The organism is Collinsella sp. AF38-3AC, assembly GCF_003474365.1.
Classification (GTDB): Bacteria; Actinomycetota; Coriobacteriia; order Coriobacteriales; family Coriobacteriaceae; genus Collinsella.
In genome coordinates this window covers 1-20,805 of the sequence record NZ_QROM01000024.1, presented here as the reverse complement: position 1 = coordinate 20,805, position 20,805 = coordinate 1, and the positions used below count along the sequence as shown (strand labels likewise).

Sequence of the window (20,805 nt, the reverse complement as noted above, 5' to 3'; positions counted from 1 at the left end):
GCCCGAGCCCGGGTGCCTAAATAAAAAGCGCCCTTACGACGGCCACCTTCAAAGTCCTACGGTGCCGCCACAAGAGCGCTTACGCTGCCCCCATCCGGAGAAGGGGACGATATGTCAGGCGCATTGTAACCCTAGTCATCCGCCCGAGCAAAACCACCACAAAGGTGCCTGTCCCCTTTGTGGTGGTTTTGAACTCGCGGCGATGCTAGAGACGAAGTCCCAGCAGGCCGCGGCCGCGATGACGGGCCACGGCGGGCACCTGGGCGTGCGGGCCGGCGGCCTTGACGGACTCGGGCAGGTGTGAGTACTTCTTCTCGAAGTTCTCCTCGAACATCACCGCCAGGTTGTGCGCGGCCTCGTCGTAGCGCGCGGTGCTCTGCCAGTACTGGCGCGGCACCAGGATGCCGTCGGGCACACCGTGGCACGTGGTGGGAATGTCGACGTTAAAGATATCGTCGTGCACGAACTCGCTGTCCTCGATGGTACCGTCGAGGGCGCGGGCCACCAGGGCGCGCGTGTAGGCAAGCTCGATACGATGGCCAACGCCGTAGCCGCCACCGATCCAGCCGGTATTGACCAGGTACACGCGCGTGCGGCCGTCGGCAATGCGCTCGCCGAGCATCTTGGCGTAGACCATAGGGTCGAGCGGCATAAACGGCTCGCCAAACAGCGAGGAGAACGTGGGCGTGGGCTCGGTGACGCCGACCTCGGTGCCGGGGATCTTGGCCGTAAAGCCTGTCACAAAGTGATACATGGCGGCATCGGCCGTCAGGCGCGAGATGGGCGGCAGCACGCCAAAGGCATCGCAGGTCAAAAACAGCACGACGCTCGGGATGGTGCCCATGCCCTTGGTCCACGCGTTGGGGATATGCTCAACGGGATAGGCCACGCGCGTATTGTGCGTGATCGAGACGTCATCATAGTTGGGCTTGCGGTTCTCGTCGAGCACCACGTTTTCGCAGATGGCGCCAAAGCGAACGGCGTTGAAGATCTCGGGCTCGTGGAACGCGTCCAGGCCCTCGCACTTGGCGTAGCAGCCGCCCTCGATGTTGAAGATGCCCATGTCGGACCAGCCGTGCTCGTCGTCACCGATCAGCAGTCGCGTGGGGTTGGCCGAAAGCGTGGTCTTGCCGGTGCCCGACAGGCCAAAGAACACCGCGGTCTCGTGCGTGACGGGATCCATGCTGGCCGAGCAGTGCATGGGCAGCACATCGTCCTCGACAGGCAGCAGGTAATTCATGACGCTGAAGATGGACTTTTTGATCTCGCCGGAATAGCCGGTGCCGGCGACCAGAATCACGCGTTCCTGGAAGTTGATGACCACGGCGGCGCTGGAGTTGAGGCCCTTGATGGCAGGATCGCACTGGTAGCCCGGCGCGGCGAGCACGCAGAAGTCCGGCTCACCGGTGCGCGCAATTTCGCGAGCGAGCGGACGGGCGAGCATTTGCTTAATGAAGAGCGCCTGGCTGGCACGCTCGCAGGCGACGAGCAGGCGACGCGTGTGGTTGCGGTCGGCGCCCGCCATGCCGCGCGTGACGAACACGTCGCGCTCGTTGAGGTAGTCGACGATACCGGCCTTGATGGTCTCGTAGCTCTCAATCGAAAGCGGTCGGTTGACGGCGCCCCAAGCGATCTTGTCGTGCACGTCGGGCGTGTCGACGATAAAGCGATCGTTGGGCGAACGACCGGTGCGCTCCCCCGTCTCGATCACGAGTGCGCCATTGGACGCCATACGGCCCTCTTCGCGGCGGATGGCGTGCTCGACGAGCTCCGCCGCGGGCAAATCGACCAGCAGACGAGGCTGATTCTCGGCGGGATCTTCGACCAGCGTAATGCCAAAGTTGGACAGAACTTCTGCAGGGGTAACACCAGACATGGGGCCTCCTTTAAAAACGCGGCACGTGGACGCGGCGCGCACTTTACTCACATAAAGCCCGTTTTACCCGATATGCAAAAACGTTTTTGCGGCAACCGCGAAGCACCCGCCCAACGGTCAAAAATCGCACGCAAGCGGCCTGGTCATTGGGGACGTTCTTAAACGACTAGCCATCAGGGACACTCTTGAACAGGCAACAACCAAGGAGTGTCCCCAGATGCCGGCACTTAGGGACGTTCCCAAAGTGCCGGCACAAAAGGAACGTCCCCAAGTGCCAACTACAGCGGCAGGTTTTGGCCGAGCATGGCTATGGCGCTCATCAGGACCAGCATGCCGGCAGCGTAGGGCAGGACGGCGCCCAGGAGTTCGGCGTCCTTACCGCGTACATGCACGGCGGCAAGACCGATCGCGAGCGTCTGCGGCGAAATCATCTTACCGGCGGCAACGCCAAGCGCATTCAGCGCGACCATCCAGTAGTCGCTCACACCCAGCGCCGTAGCGGCCTGGCTCTGGATGGGGCCAAACAGCATGCCTGAGGACGTGCCCGAACCGGTCACGAACGCACCGACGGCGCCGATCCACGGAGCCAGAATCGGGTACAGGCCGCCGGCGACCGCAATGCAAAACGCGCTGATCGAAGAGATCATGCCCGCATAGCCCATCACCTTGGCGCAACCCAGCACTGAAAGCATGGTCACGACCGTCGGCATCATCTGCTTGACGGTCGCGGCCAGCACCTCGCCCATCAAGCGCGGCGAAGCGCCCTGAATGGCACCGCCGACAAACGCAGCCAGGAAAATCCAAACACCCGGCGTGTTGATCCACGAAAACGTAAGCGTGCCGGGGTTCTCGCCGCAATACACCTGCACGTGACTCGCAAACGGCGCGAGCGCGGCGTGCACGACGGGCACCAGGTTGGAGGTACCCAACAGCAGCACAAAAATCAGGATGAAGCACGACCAGGCAGAAAGCGCCGACTTAGCGGTGAGCTGTTCGCCGGCCTCGATATTCATGTGAAAGCGTGCATCCAGATGCCCCGACTTCTCGGCATGCATGGCAAGCGCGGCGGTCAGCGCAAGCGATACGATGGAGCCCACGACCACGGCAAGCTCGGGACCCACGAACATGGCAACAACCAGCGCCGCGCCGACAAAGGACACACCGGAAAGCAGCGCCACGCCGGCAACGCCGTGCAGACGCTCGCTTACGCTCGCAACGTTGCCTTGATCATCGGCGACACGGCCCGCGACCAATACAATGAGCAGCGGCATCACCACAAAGAACGGTGCGAGCTGCACCAGCTGAACGGTCGCCAAATGCAGCGGGTCCAGGCCCACCAGGTCGGCAACGGACACCGTGGGGATGCCGATGGAGCCGTAGGGCGTGGGCACGCCGTTGGCCAGTAGACAGATCAGCACGGCAGGCACGGCCCCAAAACCAAGGCCCGCGAGCATGCCGGCGGGAATGGCAACGGCGGTACCAAAGCCGGCCATGCCCTCCATAAAGCCGCCGAAGCACCACGCCACGAGCAGCGCCAGCAGACGACGGTCGCTGCTGATGGAGGTGATCATGCTGCCGATCACGTCCATGGCACCCGTGCGCACGCACAGGTTATACGTAAAGACGGCGGCGATAATCACGAGCACGATGGGCCACAGGGCCATCAAAAAGCCCTCGAGCGAGGCCGTGGCTATCTGCGCCGCCGGCAAATGCCACCACGCAAGGGCAAGCACGCACGAAAGGACAAACGATCCGATAGCGGCTTTCCAAGCTGGCCATTTAAAGCACAGCAGCATCACGACAAGCCAAATGATCGGCACAAGAGCCAGCAGGAATGCGGCGACGTCCATGGTTCATAGCTCCTTGCTACCGCGCGGGCGGCATAGGGGTGTCACAAAACTTCATCAGGATACCGCACGTTTGCCGACAAATTACAGCCGCCCGCCGAAATTATTGAACAACCGGTTCAAAAACACGAGCGGACGCCGTCGCGTCTATACTAGAGCGCAGTAATAGAAAGGACTCGCCTTGAGCATCACGCCCCTCGACAGCATTCGCCACGCCATCGCCCGCCGTAACGGCGTCACCGACCCCACCGTATCGGGCGGGGCGCACGGGCAGGGCGGACGCATCGAGAACGGTCTATTCCCCGCGTCTCACACCGCCGAGGAGCTCGCACGCATCCAAGAGCTAAGCCAACGTAACGCCGGCGGTCCCGACAACGGCCAGGCCACACGCCGTCGCCGCGAGCGCGATCGCCAGCCCGGCCCCATCCACCGCATGGTCAATGCCTGGTGGAACCGCCTGCTCGGAGCCGTCTACGGCGGCGGCTTCTCCGCGCAAGAAGCCGAGTACGAAGATCACGCCACCCATCGCGACTACCTTTGGAATACCCTGGGCACCGCCGTATGGGGCATGGCGTTTCCGCTGCTCACCATTGTGTCGACGCAGCTCGTGGGCGCCGAGGAAGCCGGCAAGTTCTCCATCGCCTTTGTCACCGGCACGCTCATCATGATCGCGTGCAACTACGGTGTGCGCAACTTTCAGGTCTCGGACATCGACGAAAAAACCTCCTTCGCCTCCTACCAGCTCAACCGCTGGCTTTGCGGAGCGCTCGCGCTGGCATGCGGACTGGTATACAGCAGCGCCCGCGGCTACGATGCGCAGATGGCCACGATTGGCCTGGGCGTCTACCTGTATAAGGTGATCGACGGCGTCGCCGACGCGTACGAAGGCCGCCTGCAGCAGGCCGATAAACTCTACCTGGCCGGTATGAGCCAAACGCTGCGTTCCGTTGGCGTCATCGCGGTCTTTGGCGTTGCCCTGCTCCTCACGCGCAGCATGCCCATCGCCGCCATGGCCATGGGCATCGCCGCGGTTGCCTCGCTCGTGCTGGTCACCGCCCCGCTCGCCCTGCTCGAGACCGAAAAATCGCGCCGCGTGAGCCTGCGCGAGGTCGGCCGCCTGTTTGTCCAGTGCGCCCCGCTCTTTGGTGCGCTGTTCCTGTTCAACCTTATCGAAAGCATGCCCAAGTTTGTGATGGAAGGCACACTGGCCTACAAGTATCAGCTGTACTTTAATGCCCTGTTCTTTCCGGCGCAGGCTATTTTGTTGAGCATTGGATTTATCTATAAACCGCAGCTCCTGCGTCTATCGAGCATTTGGGCGAATCCGCGCAAGCGTCGCCGCTTTGACCTGATTATTGTTGCCGTTATGGCGCTGATCGTAGTCATCACCGGAGCGTGCGCCGCATTTATGGCAGGCCCCGGCATCCCCATCATGAGCTTTATGTACGGCCTTAACTTTGAGCGCTACCGCACGCTGGCACTGCTGATGGTTGTCGCCGGCGGCGTCACCGCGGCAATCGACTTTATCTACGCCATCATCACGGTGCTGCGCCACGCCGGCGACGTCACCAAGATCTACCTGATCTGCTTCGCCGTGAGCGTGGTGCTGCCGGTGATCCTGATTGAGCTGCTGGGCCTGATGGGCGCTGTGGTGAGCTACCTGGCGGTCATGGCCCTACTGCTGGTGTTGCTGATAATCGAGTACGCCCACATCCGTCAGCGCATCGAGCGAAACCGGAACCCGTACGGAGCCTAATTAGCTGCCCCCGAAACCGGAATTTGCGATGGAATCACCCCGGCTGGGGTCCGGTTGCGGACAATATGCATCACGCAAAACTAAGTGAGTAGACTTTTACCGAATCCCCGACCACACCGACATAATACAAGTCTGTGATCTGCGGTTTTATTGAGGCAAATATGTTGGGTGCTCGGCATTTCCAAAAAAGTCTACTCACTTAGCCAGCGGGCAGCCAAAAAAGAACCGTCGCAACGTCGTTTGACTCCGTTGCGACGGTTTTTCGAGCATTTTCGCACTGCCGAGGACGCAGACGCTCCTCATTTCTCGCGCTTACCGAGCAAGAAGGCGCTATTCTCCGAAAGTAGTCAAAAAAGCTCCGTCCCAAATTAGCTACCCCTTGCGCCATCATTCTCCAGGATTGATATTCGCGTAGAACTCAGCCCCATCATCGAGCCGCAGGATACCTACGCGGCCAAACTCCGACCCAGTGGCGGCGGCGCAGTCGATGTCGATGCGATCGGGCACGCCGGCGGTATCCTCGCCGCCCAGGCGCACGATCTGCCCGCGGCCCGACTCCTCATCGAGCCCCGCCAGGCCGCCGACCTCGCAATAACGCCCGAGCGACACCGTGGGCGTGTGGCCGCTCACCACGACCGGGCCCTTGCCCTCGACAGAAAGCAGCCCCGTCGGCGCATCCCAATAGCCATGGCGAATCCACAGCAGGTCATCGGACGACTGCACCGCAAGCATCTGCTGCAGCAACTCGGCATCGGCATCGACCGCTCCCCTGCCGTTGCCGCAATCGACACCGTGCTCAAGCAAAAACGCGCGAGCAGCCTCGGTCTGGATGCCGGCATGCACCAGCAAATACGGGCGCTCGGCAGTCTGGGCCACTGCATAGAGCGGCAGGGCGGCAGCCCAGCGGATCAGCTCCTCGTACGCCTCAAATTCCATGTCGTTGAGCTGCTGACGGGTAGTCCAACCGCCGTTGATATCCCAGGTCTCGGCATCGAGCGGATCCTGGCCAATGATGGCGTCGAGCATGATCTGCTCGTGATTGCCCTTGAGCACGCGAGCGTTGGGCAGCGAGCGCACAAGCTTAATAACGCCGACCGGATCGGGCCCGCGATCGATCATGTCGCCCAGCACATACAGCGTATCGTCGGACGCCAGCGAAATCTTGGACAGGGCCTCGTCAAGCGCACGCACGTGCCCGTGAGCATCGGATGTCACATAGATCGCCATGGAACGCCTTTCCCTGCATTGCGGCCGAAGCCCGGAGCCGCAACTAAAACTTCAAGTTGAACTTAAACGTTACCCATTGTACTCCGTTGCAATAAAGCTGGAAAGGGTTTCCGAGCAGAGGCAAAGACGGCAGCCGTCTATGACGATATCGCGCACGCCCGCAATCCAACCCCATAAACCCACCATCTTTGGGTACAAATACCGCAGACAACTAACCGTGCCACGCCAACCACCCAGGAGCGGACACCATCCATGAACCAGATACTTCTCTTTATCGGCCTCGTCATTATTCTGTGCCTGACCATCAAACCCGTCGGCAAAAAGCTCCCCTTCCCCACCCTGCTCATCTTTATCGCGCTCGGCATGCTACTGGGCGTCAACGGCCCGGCGCATATCGACTTTAGCGACTATGAGCTCACCGAAACCGTCTGCAGCACGGCGCTGCTGTTCATCATGTTCTACGGCGGCTTTAACACCAACATCGACCGTGCCAAACCCGTCGCCGCGCCTGCAGTGCTGCTGAGCACACTCGGCGTGGTCATCACCGCCGGCATCACCGGCGTGTTTGCGCACCTGGTTCTGGGCTTCGACTGGATCGGCGGCCTGTTGCTGGGCTCGGTTGTGGCGTCCACCGACGCGGCCAGCGTCTTTAGCGTTCTGCGCGAGCACAACCTGTCGCTAAAGGGCGGCACCGACTCGCTGCTCGAGGTCGAATCGGGCTCCAACGACCCCGTCGCCTACATGCTCACCGCGGTGCTCGCGACCCTCGCGGCCGGCGGCAATATCGACATCCCCATGCTGCTGGCCAAGCAGATTATCCTAGGCGTGGGGCTGGGCCTTGCCATCGGCTGGGCATCCAGCCGCCTGATTGAGCGCGCGCATGCAACAGCCGAGGGCGCGCAGATCATCTTTTTGTTTGCCGTGGCCATCGTGGCCTACGCACTGCCGAGCTACCTGGGTGGCAACGGCTTTTTGGCCGTGTACCTTGCCGGCATTGTGCTGGGGGCCAGCGACATCACCGGCAAGGTCGAGATGGCGCACTTCTTTGATACCCTCACCGAGATGGCCGAGATGACGATCTTCTTCTTGCTCGGCCTGCTCGTGACGCCCGCCCGCCTGCCGCAAATGCTGCTGCCGGGCCTGGCGCTCATGGCGTTTATGCTCTTCGTGAGCCGCCCCATCGCCGTCAGCGTGCTCCTAGCGTCCTTTAAGACGAACCCCGCCAGGTCGCACTCGTAAGCTGGGCGGGCCTGCGCGGAGCAGCTTCGGTCGTCTTTAGTCTCTTTGCCGTGGTTGCCGGCGTTCCCGGTGGGCACGACCTATTTGACCTGGTCTTTGTGATTGCCGTGTCGAGCATTGTGGTACAGGGTTCGCTGCTGCCGGCGGTGGCGAAAAAGCTCAATATGATCGATGCGGCAGGCGATGTGCGCCGCACCTTTAACGATTACCGCGATGAGAACGGCATGTCGTTCGTCAAGCTCAAGGTAGGCGCGGGGCATCCGTTTGCCGGGCGCTCGCTCGCGGATATTGGCAGCGCGACGGACATGCTCGTGGTCCTGGTGCTGCGCGACGGGGCGCACCCGGTGCTGCCCAACGGGGATACCGTGATCGAGGAAGGCGATCTGCTGGTGATGGCCGCGCCGACGTTTGAAGAGCGTGCCGAGGTTACACTGCGCGAGGTCACCGTAACGCCCCACGGTCGGCTGGCCGGCCAGCGTCTGCGCGACGTGCCGCAGGGCAAGCACCCGTTTATCGTGGTGATGCTCAAGCGCGACGGCCAAACGATCATCCCCGACGGCAACACCCTTATATACGCTGGCGACGAAGCCGTCATCGCCACGCTGGCGTCGTAGTGACCAGGAGGTAGCTAATTCGCGACGAAAAGATCAAGCGCCTAGAGAACCCCATGCCTTCGCTCGCAGATTTGGATTTGCCTGAGAAGTAAAGCACCCCTCCCCCATGTAACCATCCTGTAAATCATAGCGGCGCACTCGAGTTTTACCGTGATGCGGTCGCGCCTGGCGCTCCACTGTGCTAAAGTATCCCGAACGTTCAAACGACAACGAGGGGGACTAGAAGATGGCACGTGTGCACAACTTCTCAGCTGGCCCGGCCGCACTGCCCACAAGCGTGCTCGCCGAGATCGCCGACGAGATGATGGACTACCGCGGTTGCGGCATGTCCGTGCTCGAGATGAGCCATCGATCTAGCATGTACCAGCAGATTATCGACGACGCCGAGGCAACCCTGCGCCGCCTGCTGAGCATCCCCGACAACTACCGCGTCCTGTTTTTGCAGGGCGGCGCCACGCTGCAGTTTGCGGGCATCCCCATGAACCTCATGCGCCGCGGCCGCGCCGGCTACGTCGTGACCGGCAACTTTGCCAACAAGGCATACAAAGAAGCCGCCAAGTACGGTGAGGCCGTGCTGCTCGCGAGCTCCGAGGACACCAATTTCGACCGCATCCCCGACATGGCCGACGTCAACGCGCGCATTGCCGCCGAGGCCGCGGGCAAAGGCCTTGACTACGTATACATCTGCCAAAACAACACCATCTTTGGCACCATGTACCACGAGTTGCCCAACTGCGGAGACGTACCGCTGGTCGCCGATGTCTCGAGCTGCTTTCTGTCGCAGCCGCTCGACGTTGAGCGCCACGGGCTCATCTACGCCGGCGCTCAGAAAAACGCCGGCGCCGCGGGCGTGACCGTGGTCATCGTGCGCGACGACCTCATCGCCGAAGGCCCCGCCTTTGCGCAGACGCCGCAGTACATGGATCTCAAGACCCAGGCCACCAAGGGCTCCATGCTCAACACGCCTAACACCTTTGGCATCTACGTATGCGGCAAGGTGTTCCATTGGGTAGAGCAAACCGGCGGACTTGCCGCCATGGCCGAGCGCAACTGGGGCAAGGCCAACCTGCTCTACGACCTGCTCGAGCACAGCGAGCTGTTCCATGGCACCACGCAAGCCGACAGCCGCTCCATCGCCAACGTCACATTCCGCACCGGCAACGCCGACCTCGACACGGCCTTTGTCACAGGCGCGGTCGAGCACCAGATTCAAAACGTCAAGGGCCATCGTCTGGTGGGCGGCATGCGCGCCAGCGTCTACAACGCCGTAACCATGGAAGACGTGCAGGCACTGGCCTCGTACATGAAGGACTTCGAAGCGCAGCATAGTTTGAGTCCGCGATCTAACTAGCCCGCAGCACGCGGGCCGACCAGCCATCTCAAACCACCCTGTTTAGATCAAAACCTGCTAAGGAGTTTTTCCATGCGTAAGATTAAGACCATCGACGACATCACCAAAGACGGCAAAGTCGAGTTTGGCGAGGGCTACGAGTTTGTGGGCACCGCCGAGGAGGCCGACGCGATCCTGATGCGCTCAACCGACCTGCACTGCTACGAGCTGCCCGAGGGCATCCGCGCCATCGCCCGCTGCGGCGCCGGCGTCAACAACATCCCCGTCGAGGAGTACGCCAAAAAGGGCGTCGTCGTCTTTAACTCCCCCGGCGCCAACAGCAACGCCGTCAAAGAGCTCGTCCTGGGCATGCTGGTGCTTTCAAGCCGCGGCGTGGTGCAATCGATGAACTGGGTACGTGACAACGCCGACGACCCCGATATTCAGGTCGATGCCGAAAAGGCCAAGAAGGCCTTTGTGGGCCGCGAGCTCAAGGGCAAGCGCATCGGCGTCATCGGCCTGGGCAACGTAGGTTCCAAGGTCGCCAACGCCTGCGTCGATCTGGGCATGGACGTTTACGGCTACGATCCGTTCATTTCCGTCGAGCACGCGTGGGTGCTGAGCCGCGAGGTGCAGCGCGTGGGCACGCTCGAAGATCTCTGCCGCGGCTGCGACTACCTCACCGTACACGTGCCCAGCAAGGCCGACACCATCGGCATGATCAGCACCGAGCAGATCGACCTGCTGGCACCGGGCGCCGTCCTCATTAACTATGCGCGCGAGACCATCATTGACGAGGACGCCGTCGACGCCGCCCTGCGCGCGGGCAAGCTGAGCTGGTTTAGCTGCGACTTTGCCACGCCTAAGACGGTCAAGATGCCCAATACGTTTATTACCACGCACTCGGGCGCCGGCACCGGCGAGGCCGAGGCCAACTGCGCCGACATGGCCATCAGCGAGCTCAAGGATTACCTGGAAAACGGCAATATCGCGCACAGCGTCAACTACCCCGCCTGCAGTATGGGCAAGGCGCGCGCCGCAAGCCGCATCGCCTGCCTGCACGCCAACGTGCCCAACATGATCGGCCAGATCACGGCAATCCTCGCCAAGGACAACGCCAACGTGCAGCGCATGACCAACGAGTCCGCCGGCGAGAACGCCTACACCATGTTCGACACCGACGAGCACCTGGACAGCAGCACCATCGAGGCGCTCAAGCAGATTCCGTCGATGTATCGCGTGCGCGTGATCAAATAGTGCCGGCGCCAAGCCTGCCAGGCAGGCCATGAAGCCCCATTCGGCCCCCGTTTTCGCGAAACGGGGGCCGATTTCGTTGCTCCGGACGACTTTAAAATGATACCCAGAACAAGTTTTTTCGGATAATCGACAGCAAGACCCAAATCACCAAGCACGCCCGCTTTGATAAACAGCTTTATCAGGGACTTTAGTAGGTAAAAATCAATCTCTATATACCACATTCAAGTTGACTGTCGATTTTCCGAAACAACTTTTTATGGATAGCATTTTTAAAGCCCTTCCAAGGCAAAATTGAAGCCTTTTTGCGACCAAAACTCTAGCTCGCGCGAGCGTTTTCTGCCTGCGCGACTATATTCCCGCCCAATCGATAAAAATTTCCTCACGAAGCCGCCGTTCGAGCTCCTGCTGCCGCGGCGTCTTGTCTTTCAGCGGCACATCGAGATAGGACATGATGAGTTCCATCACTACGCGGAAGGCATCGGAGTCAACCAGCTGGCCATAGGTCATCAGAACGACGGGATATCCCATCGCTTGCAAGGCCGTCGTTCGATCGGAGTCCGAGATCTTGGATTCTATGGATCCATGAATGGCTTTACCTTGACATTCAACCAGGCACTCTCGGCTGCCGTCCTTATTTGCCAGCAGGATATCGGCATAGCGCCTATCAAGCCCCGAAATCAGACGGGCACTGCGCGTCATACGAATCTCAACGTTATTGGTAAGGCGCAGCCCTTCACCGCCGCGCAACCTCGAAAGACCAAACAGCATCGAAGCCTGGACCTCGAGCGGCGATGCCGCCACCCCCGTAACGCATTTTGCGGCACGTGTGAACGATTTAGCACCGCGAAGCCCTCGGATCTTATCGACGTACTCTGCAAGTTCAGAGAGCTCAATCAAGGGAGGTCGTTTCCACAAGTCCGTTGGATTCCCCGAGGCATCCTTTACGTTTTCCCAGCCCAGCCGGGCATCGCCCCACCGGTCCCCGTATGCCTGTTCAAGCGCCGACTTTACCTGAGACGCAATCTTGCACACGGCAAAGGTGCCGCACATCTCATACATGCACATGATCAGTCGCTCGTTTGAGACCGAGGAGGCCAGTGTCAGCAAGGTAAAGAGCGGGGACGCGATATCGAGACCAAACTCTGTCGGCTGCACGGAGCCAAACGGCCTCTCCCCGTTCCAAACATGCCTGACGATGCGATCGCCCTTACGTCCGCAGCTGCCCTGTGCCAACACATGTAACGGGGTGCCCATGAAATGCGTGACGAGCGGATGCTCACATAGGTGCTCCCTGCGCGGATCGTCCGCAGAATCGGGCAGGTCTGGCATTATTGCCAAGACCTGTGGAGGTATCCGGTGATACCGAAAGGCAGATATGTCGCACAGCATGTCGTCCATGAAGGGTACGTACCCACTACGTCGTTTGTGAGCCCGCTCGGACGGCAAACGCGATGGCTCCGCCTGCGAACGGTAAATACCGCCACGCGCGCCGCGGATCTCTCAGGAGGCTTACAATCAGTTTGGAAAGCAGACTAATTATGAGGTTACATATGGTTGATGAGGACTTTGCCTGGCGGCTTGCGCAGGACCTTGTGAAGGTTGACAGCTCAGACCCGGGCGCATATGAGGACGAGATTGAGCGCTTCATTAAGAGGCTCATTGAGCAGCAGCTGGCACAACTTGATAGTTCTGCGCTCGAGGCCGTGCAGATTGAGGAGCTCGAAGTGCTCCCCGGACGCCGCAACCTCATGGTCACCGCGCCCGGTTTGAGCGACGAGCCGCGGCTGGTCTATATCTGCCATATGGATACCCTTACGCTGGGCTATGGCTGGGACGCGGACATTCCGCCGCTCGGAGCGATCGTGCGGGACGATAAGCTCTATGGCCGCGGTGCCTGCAACATGAAGGGTGGCTTGGCCTGCGCCATTGCCGTGATTGTCCACGTACTCGAGCGCATAGCGACAAGCGGCGAGCTGCCCCGCCGTGGCTTCTCACTCATCTGCTCGGTAGACGAGGAGGACTTTATGCCGGCTCCGAGGCCGCCATCGGTTCCGGCTGGATCGGCTCGCGCGAATGGGTGCTGGACACCGAGCCCACCGACGGGCAGATTCAGGTGGCGCACAAGGGGCGCACGTGGTTCGAAATTGAGATGGCCGGCGGCACGGCGCATGCGAGTCAGCCTTGGAAGGGTGCAGACGCCGTCGCCGCCATGGCCGAGGTCGTGTGTTCGCTTCGCCATGCGTTCGCGGCGCTGCCCGTGCATGATGAGCTGGGGCCTTCGACCATTACGTTCGGACAAATCGAGGGCGGCTATCGCCCCTACGTCGTGCCCGACCACGCCAAGGTCTGGGTCGACATGCGCCTGACGCCGCCGACCGATACGGCCGCCGCGACACGCATGGTGGAGCAGGCCATCACCGCTGCCGAGGCCGCGGTTCCCGGCCGCCATGGCAGCTACGCTGTGACGGGCGATCGCCCCGCCATTGAGCGCGACACGAGCTCTCCCCTTCTAGCCGCACTCAAGCGTGCCGCCGATGACGTGACGGACGTGGACACGACCGTCGGCTTCTTTGCCGGCTACACCGACACCGCCGTCATTGCCGGCAAGACAGGCAACCGCAATTGCATGAGCTACGGCCCCGGGTCGCTCGCGCACAAGCCCAACGAGTATGTGCCCCACGCCGATATCGTTCGTTGTCAGCAGGTGCTCATCGCGCTCGCCGATAACGTGCTCTGGGACGCGAGCGGCCAAGTTGGGGCATAATAAGCCGCGAACAAACCGACTCGCGCGTTAGGACCGCCCATGAAAGCACTTCCGTTTCCCTGCATCCGCCCGGCTCAGGACCGCGTGCTCGAGGCGCTGCCGCAGATGGACGCCATCTTGGGCGGCAACGATGCCCTGCGCGGTGCCATTGCCGACGGGCTCATGCTCAAAGATCCGGGCTCGGCATATTACGTGTACGAATGCTCCGGAGAGCCAGGGCGCGTGACGGGCGTTGTGGCGATTTGCCCAGTCAGCGTGCTGGCGGGCGGCGACGCGGCCTCCGCAGATGCGGCCACAGCCGCCCGTGCAATCACCGAGTTTAAGGTGCAGCCCCGCCCTGTAACGCTTGCTTACGAAGCCTCGCCCGTCATGGATATCATCCTCGGCGCCGCCAAAGAGGGCGCGTCGCTCTATGCCGTCACCGACCCCGCCGGCATTACGCATCGCGTGTGGGAGGTCAAACGCAATGACGCCGTTGCCGCCATCCACGCTATGCTCGACCAGGCACCGGAGCCTGCCCCCGCAGACGATCCGGCCTATGTCGCCGCGCTGGCAGGGGCGGCACAGCTCTTGGCAGACGAGGCCCGCGCTGCCGGCACCTACACGGGCAAGGAGCCGTTCAACTTTGTCATTTCCGCGCTGTTCCCTACCGCGCAGGTCGCAGGTGGCGCGCCGCAGGTTCCAACGGGTCTGCTCACTCACCAGATTGCACGATACTAGCAGGACTTAAACGCTTAGCGCAAAGACTCGGCAGTCCAACAAACGAAGGGCGGAGATGCAATGCCAGCGCATGCATCTCCGCCCCTTTTGCATCGAGCAAGTATGTCGGCGACCCGTATCGTCACGCCTGCGTTACCCGCGCTGTGGACCCGCTGCCGCCGTCAACGGCTCAAGACCCAGCTCACGCGCATAATCTTCCTGCGTAAAGACTTCAACCAGCTCAAACGTTTCGGTCGCATCGTCAAACGCAAAGTGCAGCACCGAACAGTTGCCCGGCACGCGCTCGCGCTCGTCGGCCGCCGCTCCCCTCACATGATCCAAAAACTCCTTGATGGCCGAGGCGTGGCTCACCGCGAGCACGCACGAATGGTCCGGGCGTCGCATCAGATCGGTCAACGTCGCCACCATGCGCTCACGCACCCGCATCTGCCCCTCGCCGCCAAACTGGCGATAGAAGTCACGCCACGGACGCTCGGGCATGAGCATCACGCGTTCGGCCTCAAAGTCGCCAAAGAACCACTCGCGCAGGCCATCCAGGCGCTCGTAGGCAAGGCCCGGCCACAGGCTGGCGATGGTCTGCTCCGTGCGATGCAGCGTCGAGGTGTAGGCATGATCGGGCTCAATGCCGCGCGCTCGCAAGAACATGCCGGCGCGCGCCGCCTGGTCGCAGCCCAACTGCGTAAGCGGCGAATCGCTCCACCCCTGAATGATACGCTTAAGGTTAAATATTGTCTGTCCATGACGGACCAGATACAAGTCTTTATTCATAGGGAGTCCTTCCGTTCGTTACCAATCAAGGAGCGAAAACGCCCCGTCGCAATAGCCAAAATGGAGCACGGCACCGTTGTCGGGCTGCTCTCCCCCGCCGGCCACGTACTCAAGAAACTCCTGGCAGGCAGACCCATGGGAGACAGCCAGCACGCAGTTGTGCTGCGGTCGGGCCATAATGCGGGACAGCGCCGCGACCATACGCGCCCGGAATTGCGCTTCCGACTCGCCGCCAAAGGCCACCGGATAATCGCCCCAGGGCTGCGGCGGCATCTTGCGATTTGATGTACCTTCCAGCGAGCCCAAATGCCACTCGCGCAGGTCGTCGACCAGCTCAATGGAGCGACCCTCACCAGCAATTAGCCCAGCCGTACGCCGCGCCCGGCCCAACGGAGAAGAATACACATGGTCAAAGGTCACGCCGCGGTCCTCGAACGCCGCGCGCGTCGCCAGCGCCTGCTCACGCCCGCGCGCCGTAAGCGGCGAATCGTGCCAGCCCTGCAAAATGTTCTTCACATTGCACTCAGTCTGCCCATGCCGCACCAAAAACAGATCGGCCACATGCCCTCCCCTCGCACCACCACAAAGGTGCCTGTCCCCTTTGTGGTGGTTTTGCCGCCGGATTGCACCGCAACGACGCGCAGCTACACCAGTACGTCGGCAAGCGGACGCTTGGGTACGTGATGCACCTGCGCCTCGTCGCGCCAGTAATTGATAGAGCCATCCGGGTTGGAATCGATCGCATCGATCACCTGTGTCTCGGCCGGAACGCCAAACGCCATGATCAGCTTGAGCTCATACTTGTCGTTATCGAGCCCCATGGCGTCGATCGCGCGGGGCGTAAAGGCCTTGAACATGCAGGCCGCCACCTCGGGCGTGGCGCTGCGAGCGGCGAGCATCATCGTCTGAGCCGCTATGCCCGCGTCGACCTCGGTGATAGGCGCGGCGGGCTTGCCGGGAACGGGGCGCTCGGCAAGAATCGCGATGTAGCCGGTCGGGCGCTCGCCCTCATCGGGACCCGGCCAATCCTTGAGCGCGCCGGCCCACGCGAGCTCATCAAATACGCGCGCGCAGTCCTCTGCACCGCTCACCACATGAAAACGCAGACGCTGAGCGTTGGCGCCGCAGGGAGCCAGGTGCGCCAGCTCCGCCAGCTCGAGCAAAAACTCGCGCGGCACGCGCATGGACTCGTCAAAGCGGCGGCACGTACGGGCGCGGCGGACCAGCGCGTCAAACGTGTCCAGGCCAAGCTTTTCGCAACCTTGCTTTGCCATCGACTCCACGCTCAACGGCACCACGGGAACTGCTTCGTTCATAGGGACCCCCCAATAAAAGCCAATTGTTCTTAAGAAAATCTAACCTAAAACGTAGGCAATTACACTCAACGGCATAATGTTCTACACCTGTTGAATATCCCACATCCAAACGGGAACAAAGGTAACAATTCGGGAAGATGAGGCTCCCAATCGCCCTTCCCACCCCACGCGACGGCGCCCTTGGGCGATACTTGATGCAGCACTTTTGGCACACGCCGCACGGAGAGCAATGAACGCGACGTGCACCACACGGAAAGGAGACCTTATGGGCATCTTTAAGGACGATGGCCAGCAGCCGAACCTGTTTGGATTTGACGAGAAAAGCATGGCAGGTAAGGCAATCAAGGCTGTGCGCTGGATCTACGCCATCACGGGTGTCATCGCGCTCATCGCCGGCATCGCGCTGCTGTTTGCGCCCGTCAAGTCCCTCATCTTCCTGACGACCGTCCTGGGTTTTTACTTTGTAATCACCGCTGCCATTAGGCTGTTTACCGCTGTTTTTGAGCCGCTTCTGCCCACCGGATGGCGCGTTGCGAGCATCATCTCCAACCTGCTCATCATTCTGGGTGGCGTCATAATCCTGCGCAATCAGGCCTTCTCGACCGCGACGCTCAGCACGCTTGTGGTGGTCGTGGCCGGCTTTGGCTGGATCGTCGAGGGCGTCATGTCGATTCTGGAATCCGAACTTTCCGCCAACCGCGCCCTCGCCATCCTGAGCGGCGCGCTCTCCATCATCGCCGGCATGTTCGTGTTTATCTATCCGCTGTGGTCGGCAAAGATGCTCGTCATCTTTAGCGGCGCCGCGCTGCTGGTGTTTGGCGTGACACTGATTGTTCGCGCTATTCAATTTGGCAAACTGGTGCGCTAGATGCCAAAGACGCTTTTTATTGATGCCGACGCCTGCCCGGTCACGCGCGAGTCGATCGACTGCGCGCGGAGGGCGGGCGTTGCCGTCGTTATCGCCGGCAACAGCACGCAAAACCTGGAACGCCACATTCGCCGCGACGATCCGCGCGACGCCGAGCATGCGCGTCGGGGCTTTTGGGTCACGACGCTCGATGTGAGTGTGGGAGCCGATAGCGCCGACTTTGCCATTATTGAGCGCCTGCAGACTGGCGACGTGGTCGTGACGCAGGACATAGGTCTGGCGAGCATGGCGCTCGGCCGCGACGCCGCCGCCATCGGCGTGCGCGGGCGCGTCTACGACAAAGCGACCATCGATATGCAGCTGTTTATTCGTCACGAAGAAAAGAAAGTGCGCCGCGCCGGCGGTCGCACCCGCGGGCCGGCAGCCTTCACCAGCGAAGACCGCGCCCGCTTTAAGCGCAACCTCACCGAGCTGCTACGCTGACCAAGGTAGAATTTTGGGCTTAGAGACCAAAGGCGGAGAGAACGAGTCCCCAGCCGGCACCGATAACGTACATCATGATCAGGAACAGGACGTTTTCGCGGGCGCTGCGATTGGTGCGGAACAGCACCAGGTAGCCCACGCCGGCAGAGATGAGCGTGCCGGCGAGCATCGGGGCCAGCTGCAGCGCGCCTTCCAGGTACAGTTGCGTGATGACCACACTCGCAGAACAGTTGGGGATCAGGCCGACAAGCGCCGAACCCAGGACGGCGAGCGTCTCGTTGCCGCGCAGGAACTGCTCGATTGCGGACTCGCCGAAGGTCTCGAGCACGGCGACCAGAATCAGCGTCACCAGGAAAATGAATACCGATACCTGCACGGTATGCGAGATGGCGCTGCGGATAATCGACACGGCGGGCGCACCTTCGTGTGAGTGGGAGCGACCGTGGCCATCATGATGTTCATGCTCGCCCTCATGACCGTGATCGTGGCCATGTCCGTGTTCGTGCTCGTCCTCGTCTTCATCACAGCCGCAATGGTCGCGCTCGCACAACTCGTGGATGTGGTCGGCGCTCACGCCCGCCTCGGCCACCTCGTCGATGATGTCACCGCCAGTGTGGTCATCGTGCGCGCAGTTCACGCGGGCCGGGTTGGCCGCGGTTCCCAGCACGGTACGGCGAATCGCCGCATGCGCGCGAGCGTTACGACGCAGGCCGCGAATGGCGGCATCCACGATAAAGCCCGTAACCAGCGCGATCAGCGCCTTCGAAGCCAAAAGCATCGCCATGGTCTGCACGGGAACTTGCTCGGCTAGCAACAGCGGCAGCATCTCGTCTGAGGTCGAGAGGAACACCGCAACCAGCGTGCCCAGCGTCACGACGCGACCGGCGTACAGCGTGGCCGCCATGGCCGAAAAGCCGCACTGCGGCACCATGCCCAACAACGAGCCAACCACGGGGCCCGCAGCGCCAGCGCGCTTGATGGCGCCGTTAACGCGGTCGCCCGCAACATGCTCGAGCGTCTCGAGCGCAAGGTACGTCACCAACAAAAACGGCACCAGCGAGAGCGTGTCTTTGCCGGCATCGAGCAGAATATCTATCAGTAAATCCATGACGGATGGAACCTTTCGTGTCTTTCGGCAGCATTGTAAAAGTCCTAGCGGTCAACTAGGGTATTGTAGTAGTCCCGGGCGCGGTGCCAATAGTTGCCCATGGTAAACTATCATCTCGCCACAACTCAGTAACCCCGAGCCGCGCGACGCGGCCCGTCCAAGGAGCAGCCTATGAACGTTTCGCAAGCACTCGAATACGAGCGCCAGCCGTTTATTCCCATGTTTATCTATGGCGATCACGGCGCCATGGAGTCCGAGCGCCAGAAGGGCGAGGAGGCCCTTAAGGTGCTCGAAACCGAGTACTTTACCGCCGAGGGCGACCCCGGTTTCGACTTTGCCACCGTGCGCGACCTAGCCGACCGCAACCGCGACCTGTGCGACCAGATCGGCGAGGCGCGCCTGCGCAACGTGACGCCCGCGACGCTTTCGCGCGGCCTGTCCGATGCCGACACCTGCGCCGCCATCGGCAAGATGCAAAAGCGCACCGCCGCGTCCGTTATGCGCGAGATCCGCGGCGACCGCGACGCGCTCGGCGTGGCCTACGCCCGTAAGCCCATCCAGGGCACCGTGCTCGGTATCGACATCGAGACCACCGGCCGTGCACCCGAACGCGGTTATATCATCAACGTCGGCTGGGAGATCATGGAACTCACTAGCGACGCCGTCCCGCATGACGCCGAGGCGCACTACTGTGGCCTGCCCGACATCTACCGCGGCGAAGATGTGCCGCTGTCGAATATCCACCACATCACCTGGGACGACATCGACGGCAAAAAGCCATTCCGCGAGAACAAGGAGCTGCAGAAGCAGCTGCTCAAGCTTATGAAGAAGTACCCGTACATGGCGCATAACGCCGCGTTCGAGGACAGCTGGTTCAAAATTCACCTGGACGGTTACGCCGAGGCGCGCCGTGCCGGCAAGATTATCGTCATCGATTCGCGCCAGATCTGCCGCAGCCTGGATGCCGACGTCCGCTCGCTCCCCCGCGAGTCCGCCCCCGCCGCGCTCGAGAACTGGGCGCGCCGCCGCGGAACCCTCGCCGCCGATGCCAACGAGCAGCATCTGGGTCTGAACGACACCGACCTCATGCTCCGCACCGTCCAAGCCGAGTTCAACCTCAAGAACCTATTCGCGAAATAACCGATCCATCTGCGGGAGCGCCTGCCAGGCACAGCGCAATCCGTCTGGGCGCACCGGCACGCAATAAACTAGGGCGCAGCCTTATGGCTGCACCCTAGTTTTCATCAAAACAAGCAAATACGCGTGCTTCACACAGTCGACAGGTTAGCCCACCTACATTTTTCGAGTTGTTCGGCCAGCTGAACCACTAGTCAAGGCCCCTTGAACCGCAATCGAGCGCTGTAGTCGCCTTAATTTCGCAACCAAGCCCCATTAATCTACCTGAATCAATTTAAATAGGACATTGTAATCGCACCATTCGTATAGGAAAAGGCCGAATAACTCAAATTATGTTGGTGAGGCATCTGGGCGGTCGGCAAAAACGCTTAGAAGCTACGAACCCGCAACTAAAGTTCACCAAAAAAGGCGCAGCTGGCAGAAACCTCCCCGGCCGAAGCTGCCCATTACAGTCTGAAATAGGCCATCGATAAATTTCGATGGCGAGCATTCGGC

At 61.3% G+C, this 20,805-nt stretch carries 19 protein-coding genes and 1 pseudogene; 11 read left to right on the top strand and 9 right to left on the bottom strand.

The genetic code is table 11. The annotated features are described in order from the left end of the window. Positions 1-205: 205 nt before the first annotated feature. Entirely contained in the window at positions 206-1,876 is a 1,671-nt protein-coding gene (gene pckA / locus DW029_RS10410) for a phosphoenolpyruvate carboxykinase (ATP) (protein WP_199407172.1), read from the bottom strand. A 278-nt stretch (positions 1,877-2,154) separates the two neighbouring features. Further along, a complete protein-coding gene (locus DW029_RS10405) occupies positions 2,155-3,726 on the bottom strand; it encodes an L-lactate permease (protein WP_117763111.1) in 1,572 nt (523 codons plus the stop codon). 178 nt (positions 3,727-3,904) lie between these two features. On the opposite strand from DW029_RS10405, the gene DW029_RS10400 reads away from it, so the two are divergent. Beyond that, positions 3,905-5,479: a lipopolysaccharide biosynthesis protein gene (locus DW029_RS10400; RefSeq protein ID WP_233543876.1), complete on the top strand. Its 1,575-nt coding sequence runs from the start codon at positions 3,905-3,907 to the stop codon at positions 5,477-5,479. Between the two features lie 387 nt (positions 5,480-5,866). Here the strand turns inward: DW029_RS10400 and DW029_RS10395 are convergent, their stop codons facing one another. Beyond that, positions 5,867-6,706 carry a metallophosphoesterase gene (locus tag DW029_RS10395; RefSeq protein ID WP_117735593.1) on the bottom strand — a complete coding sequence of 280 codons (840 nt, stop codon included), beginning with the start codon at positions 6,704-6,706 and terminating at the stop codon, positions 5,867-5,869. 252 nt (positions 6,707-6,958) lie between these two features. On the opposite strand from DW029_RS10395, the gene DW029_RS11560 reads away from it, so the two are divergent. From DW029_RS11560 to DW029_RS10380, 4 genes are all read left to right on the top strand, one after another. Then, complete coding sequence (locus DW029_RS11560; RefSeq protein WP_199582669.1) at positions 6,959-7,945, top strand: potassium/proton antiporter; 987 nt, start codon at positions 6,959-6,961, stop codon at positions 7,943-7,945. A gap of 50 nt (positions 7,946-7,995) precedes the next feature. Then, complete coding sequence (locus DW029_RS11555; protein ID WP_199582666.1) at positions 7,996-8,559, top strand: TrkA C-terminal domain-containing protein; 564 nt, start codon at positions 7,996-7,998, stop codon at positions 8,557-8,559. A 226-nt stretch (positions 8,560-8,785) separates the two neighbouring features. Next, positions 8,786-9,910: a 3-phosphoserine/phosphohydroxythreonine transaminase gene (serC, locus tag DW029_RS10385; protein ID WP_118346045.1), complete on the top strand. Its 1,125-nt coding sequence runs from the start codon at positions 8,786-8,788 to the stop codon at positions 9,908-9,910. A 72-nt stretch (positions 9,911-9,982) separates the two neighbouring features. Further along, the gene (locus tag DW029_RS10380) at positions 9,983-11,146 is read left to right on the top strand and encodes a phosphoglycerate dehydrogenase (protein ID WP_118346044.1); all 1,164 of its coding nucleotides are present in this window, start codon (positions 9,983-9,985) and stop codon (positions 11,144-11,146) included. A 348-nt stretch (positions 11,147-11,494) separates the two neighbouring features. Here the strand turns inward: DW029_RS10380 and DW029_RS10375 are convergent, their stop codons facing one another. Continuing rightward, positions 11,495-12,544: a hypothetical protein gene (locus tag DW029_RS10375; RefSeq protein WP_147351926.1), complete on the bottom strand. Its 1,050-nt coding sequence runs from the start codon at positions 12,542-12,544 to the stop codon at positions 11,495-11,497. A 209-nt stretch (positions 12,545-12,753) separates the two neighbouring features. Beyond that, positions 12,754-12,948: a hypothetical protein gene (locus DW029_RS11760; protein ID WP_233543875.1), complete on the bottom strand. Its 195-nt coding sequence runs from the start codon at positions 12,946-12,948 to the stop codon at positions 12,754-12,756. On the opposite strand from DW029_RS11760, the pseudogene DW029_RS11920 reads away from it, so the two are divergent. The 3 genes and pseudogenes from DW029_RS11920 to DW029_RS10365 form a co-directional block, all read left to right on the top strand. Continuing rightward, positions 12,895-13,104 (top strand): annotated as a pseudogene (locus DW029_RS11920) (M20/M25/M40 family metallo-hydrolase); the annotation flags it as partial. The gene DW029_RS11760 and the pseudogene DW029_RS11920 sit on opposite strands and share 54 nt — an antisense overlap. A 119-nt stretch (positions 13,105-13,223) precedes the next feature. Continuing rightward, positions 13,224-13,910 (top strand): M20/M25/M40 family metallo-hydrolase, encoded by a 687-nt coding sequence (locus DW029_RS11755; protein ID WP_233543874.1) that lies wholly within the window; start codon positions 13,224-13,226, stop codon positions 13,908-13,910. Positions 13,911-13,949: 39 nt separating this feature from the next. Then, the gene (locus tag DW029_RS10365) at positions 13,950-14,630 is read left to right on the top strand and encodes a DUF1015 family protein (protein WP_118273149.1); all 681 of its coding nucleotides are present in this window, start codon (positions 13,950-13,952) and stop codon (positions 14,628-14,630) included. Between the two features lie 132 nt (positions 14,631-14,762). Here the strand turns inward: DW029_RS10365 and DW029_RS10360 are convergent, their stop codons facing one another. The 3 genes from DW029_RS10360 to DW029_RS10350 form a co-directional block, all read right to left on the bottom strand. After that, a complete protein-coding gene (locus tag DW029_RS10360; protein WP_117735576.1) occupies positions 14,763-15,398 on the bottom strand; it encodes a histidine phosphatase family protein in 636 nt (211 codons plus the stop codon). Positions 15,399-15,416: 18 nt separating this feature from the next. Then, the gene (locus tag DW029_RS10355; RefSeq protein WP_118273150.1) at positions 15,417-15,959 is read right to left on the bottom strand and encodes a histidine phosphatase family protein; all 543 of its coding nucleotides are present in this window, start codon (positions 15,957-15,959) and stop codon (positions 15,417-15,419) included. Between the two features lie 83 nt (positions 15,960-16,042). Then, a complete protein-coding gene (locus tag DW029_RS10350; protein WP_199570193.1) occupies positions 16,043-16,714 on the bottom strand; it encodes a nitroreductase family protein in 672 nt (223 codons plus the stop codon). 265 nt (positions 16,715-16,979) lie between these two features. Here DW029_RS10350 and DW029_RS10345 point away from each other — a divergent pair, with 265 nt between their 5' ends. Together DW029_RS10345 and DW029_RS10340 are read left to right on the top strand one after the other, a co-directional pair. Next, a complete protein-coding gene (locus DW029_RS10345) occupies positions 16,980-17,582 on the top strand; it encodes an HdeD family acid-resistance protein (protein WP_118346042.1) in 603 nt (200 codons plus the stop codon). Next, entirely contained in the window at positions 17,583-18,065 is a 483-nt protein-coding gene (locus DW029_RS10340) for a DUF188 domain-containing protein (RefSeq protein ID WP_118346041.1), read from the top strand. It begins immediately after the preceding gene. 19 nt (positions 18,066-18,084) lie between these two features. On the opposite strand, the gene DW029_RS10335 is transcribed toward DW029_RS10340, so the two are convergent. Beyond that, entirely contained in the window at positions 18,085-19,173 is a 1,089-nt protein-coding gene (locus DW029_RS10335) for a putative manganese transporter (protein WP_118346040.1), read from the bottom strand. Positions 19,174-19,344: 171 nt separating this feature from the next. Here DW029_RS10335 and DW029_RS10330 point away from each other — a divergent pair, with 171 nt between their 5' ends. Further along, positions 19,345-20,313 carry a 3'-5' exonuclease gene (locus DW029_RS10330; protein WP_118346039.1) on the top strand — a complete coding sequence of 323 codons (969 nt, stop codon included), beginning with the start codon at positions 19,345-19,347 and terminating at the stop codon, positions 20,311-20,313. Positions 20,314-20,805 lie beyond the last annotated feature (492 nt).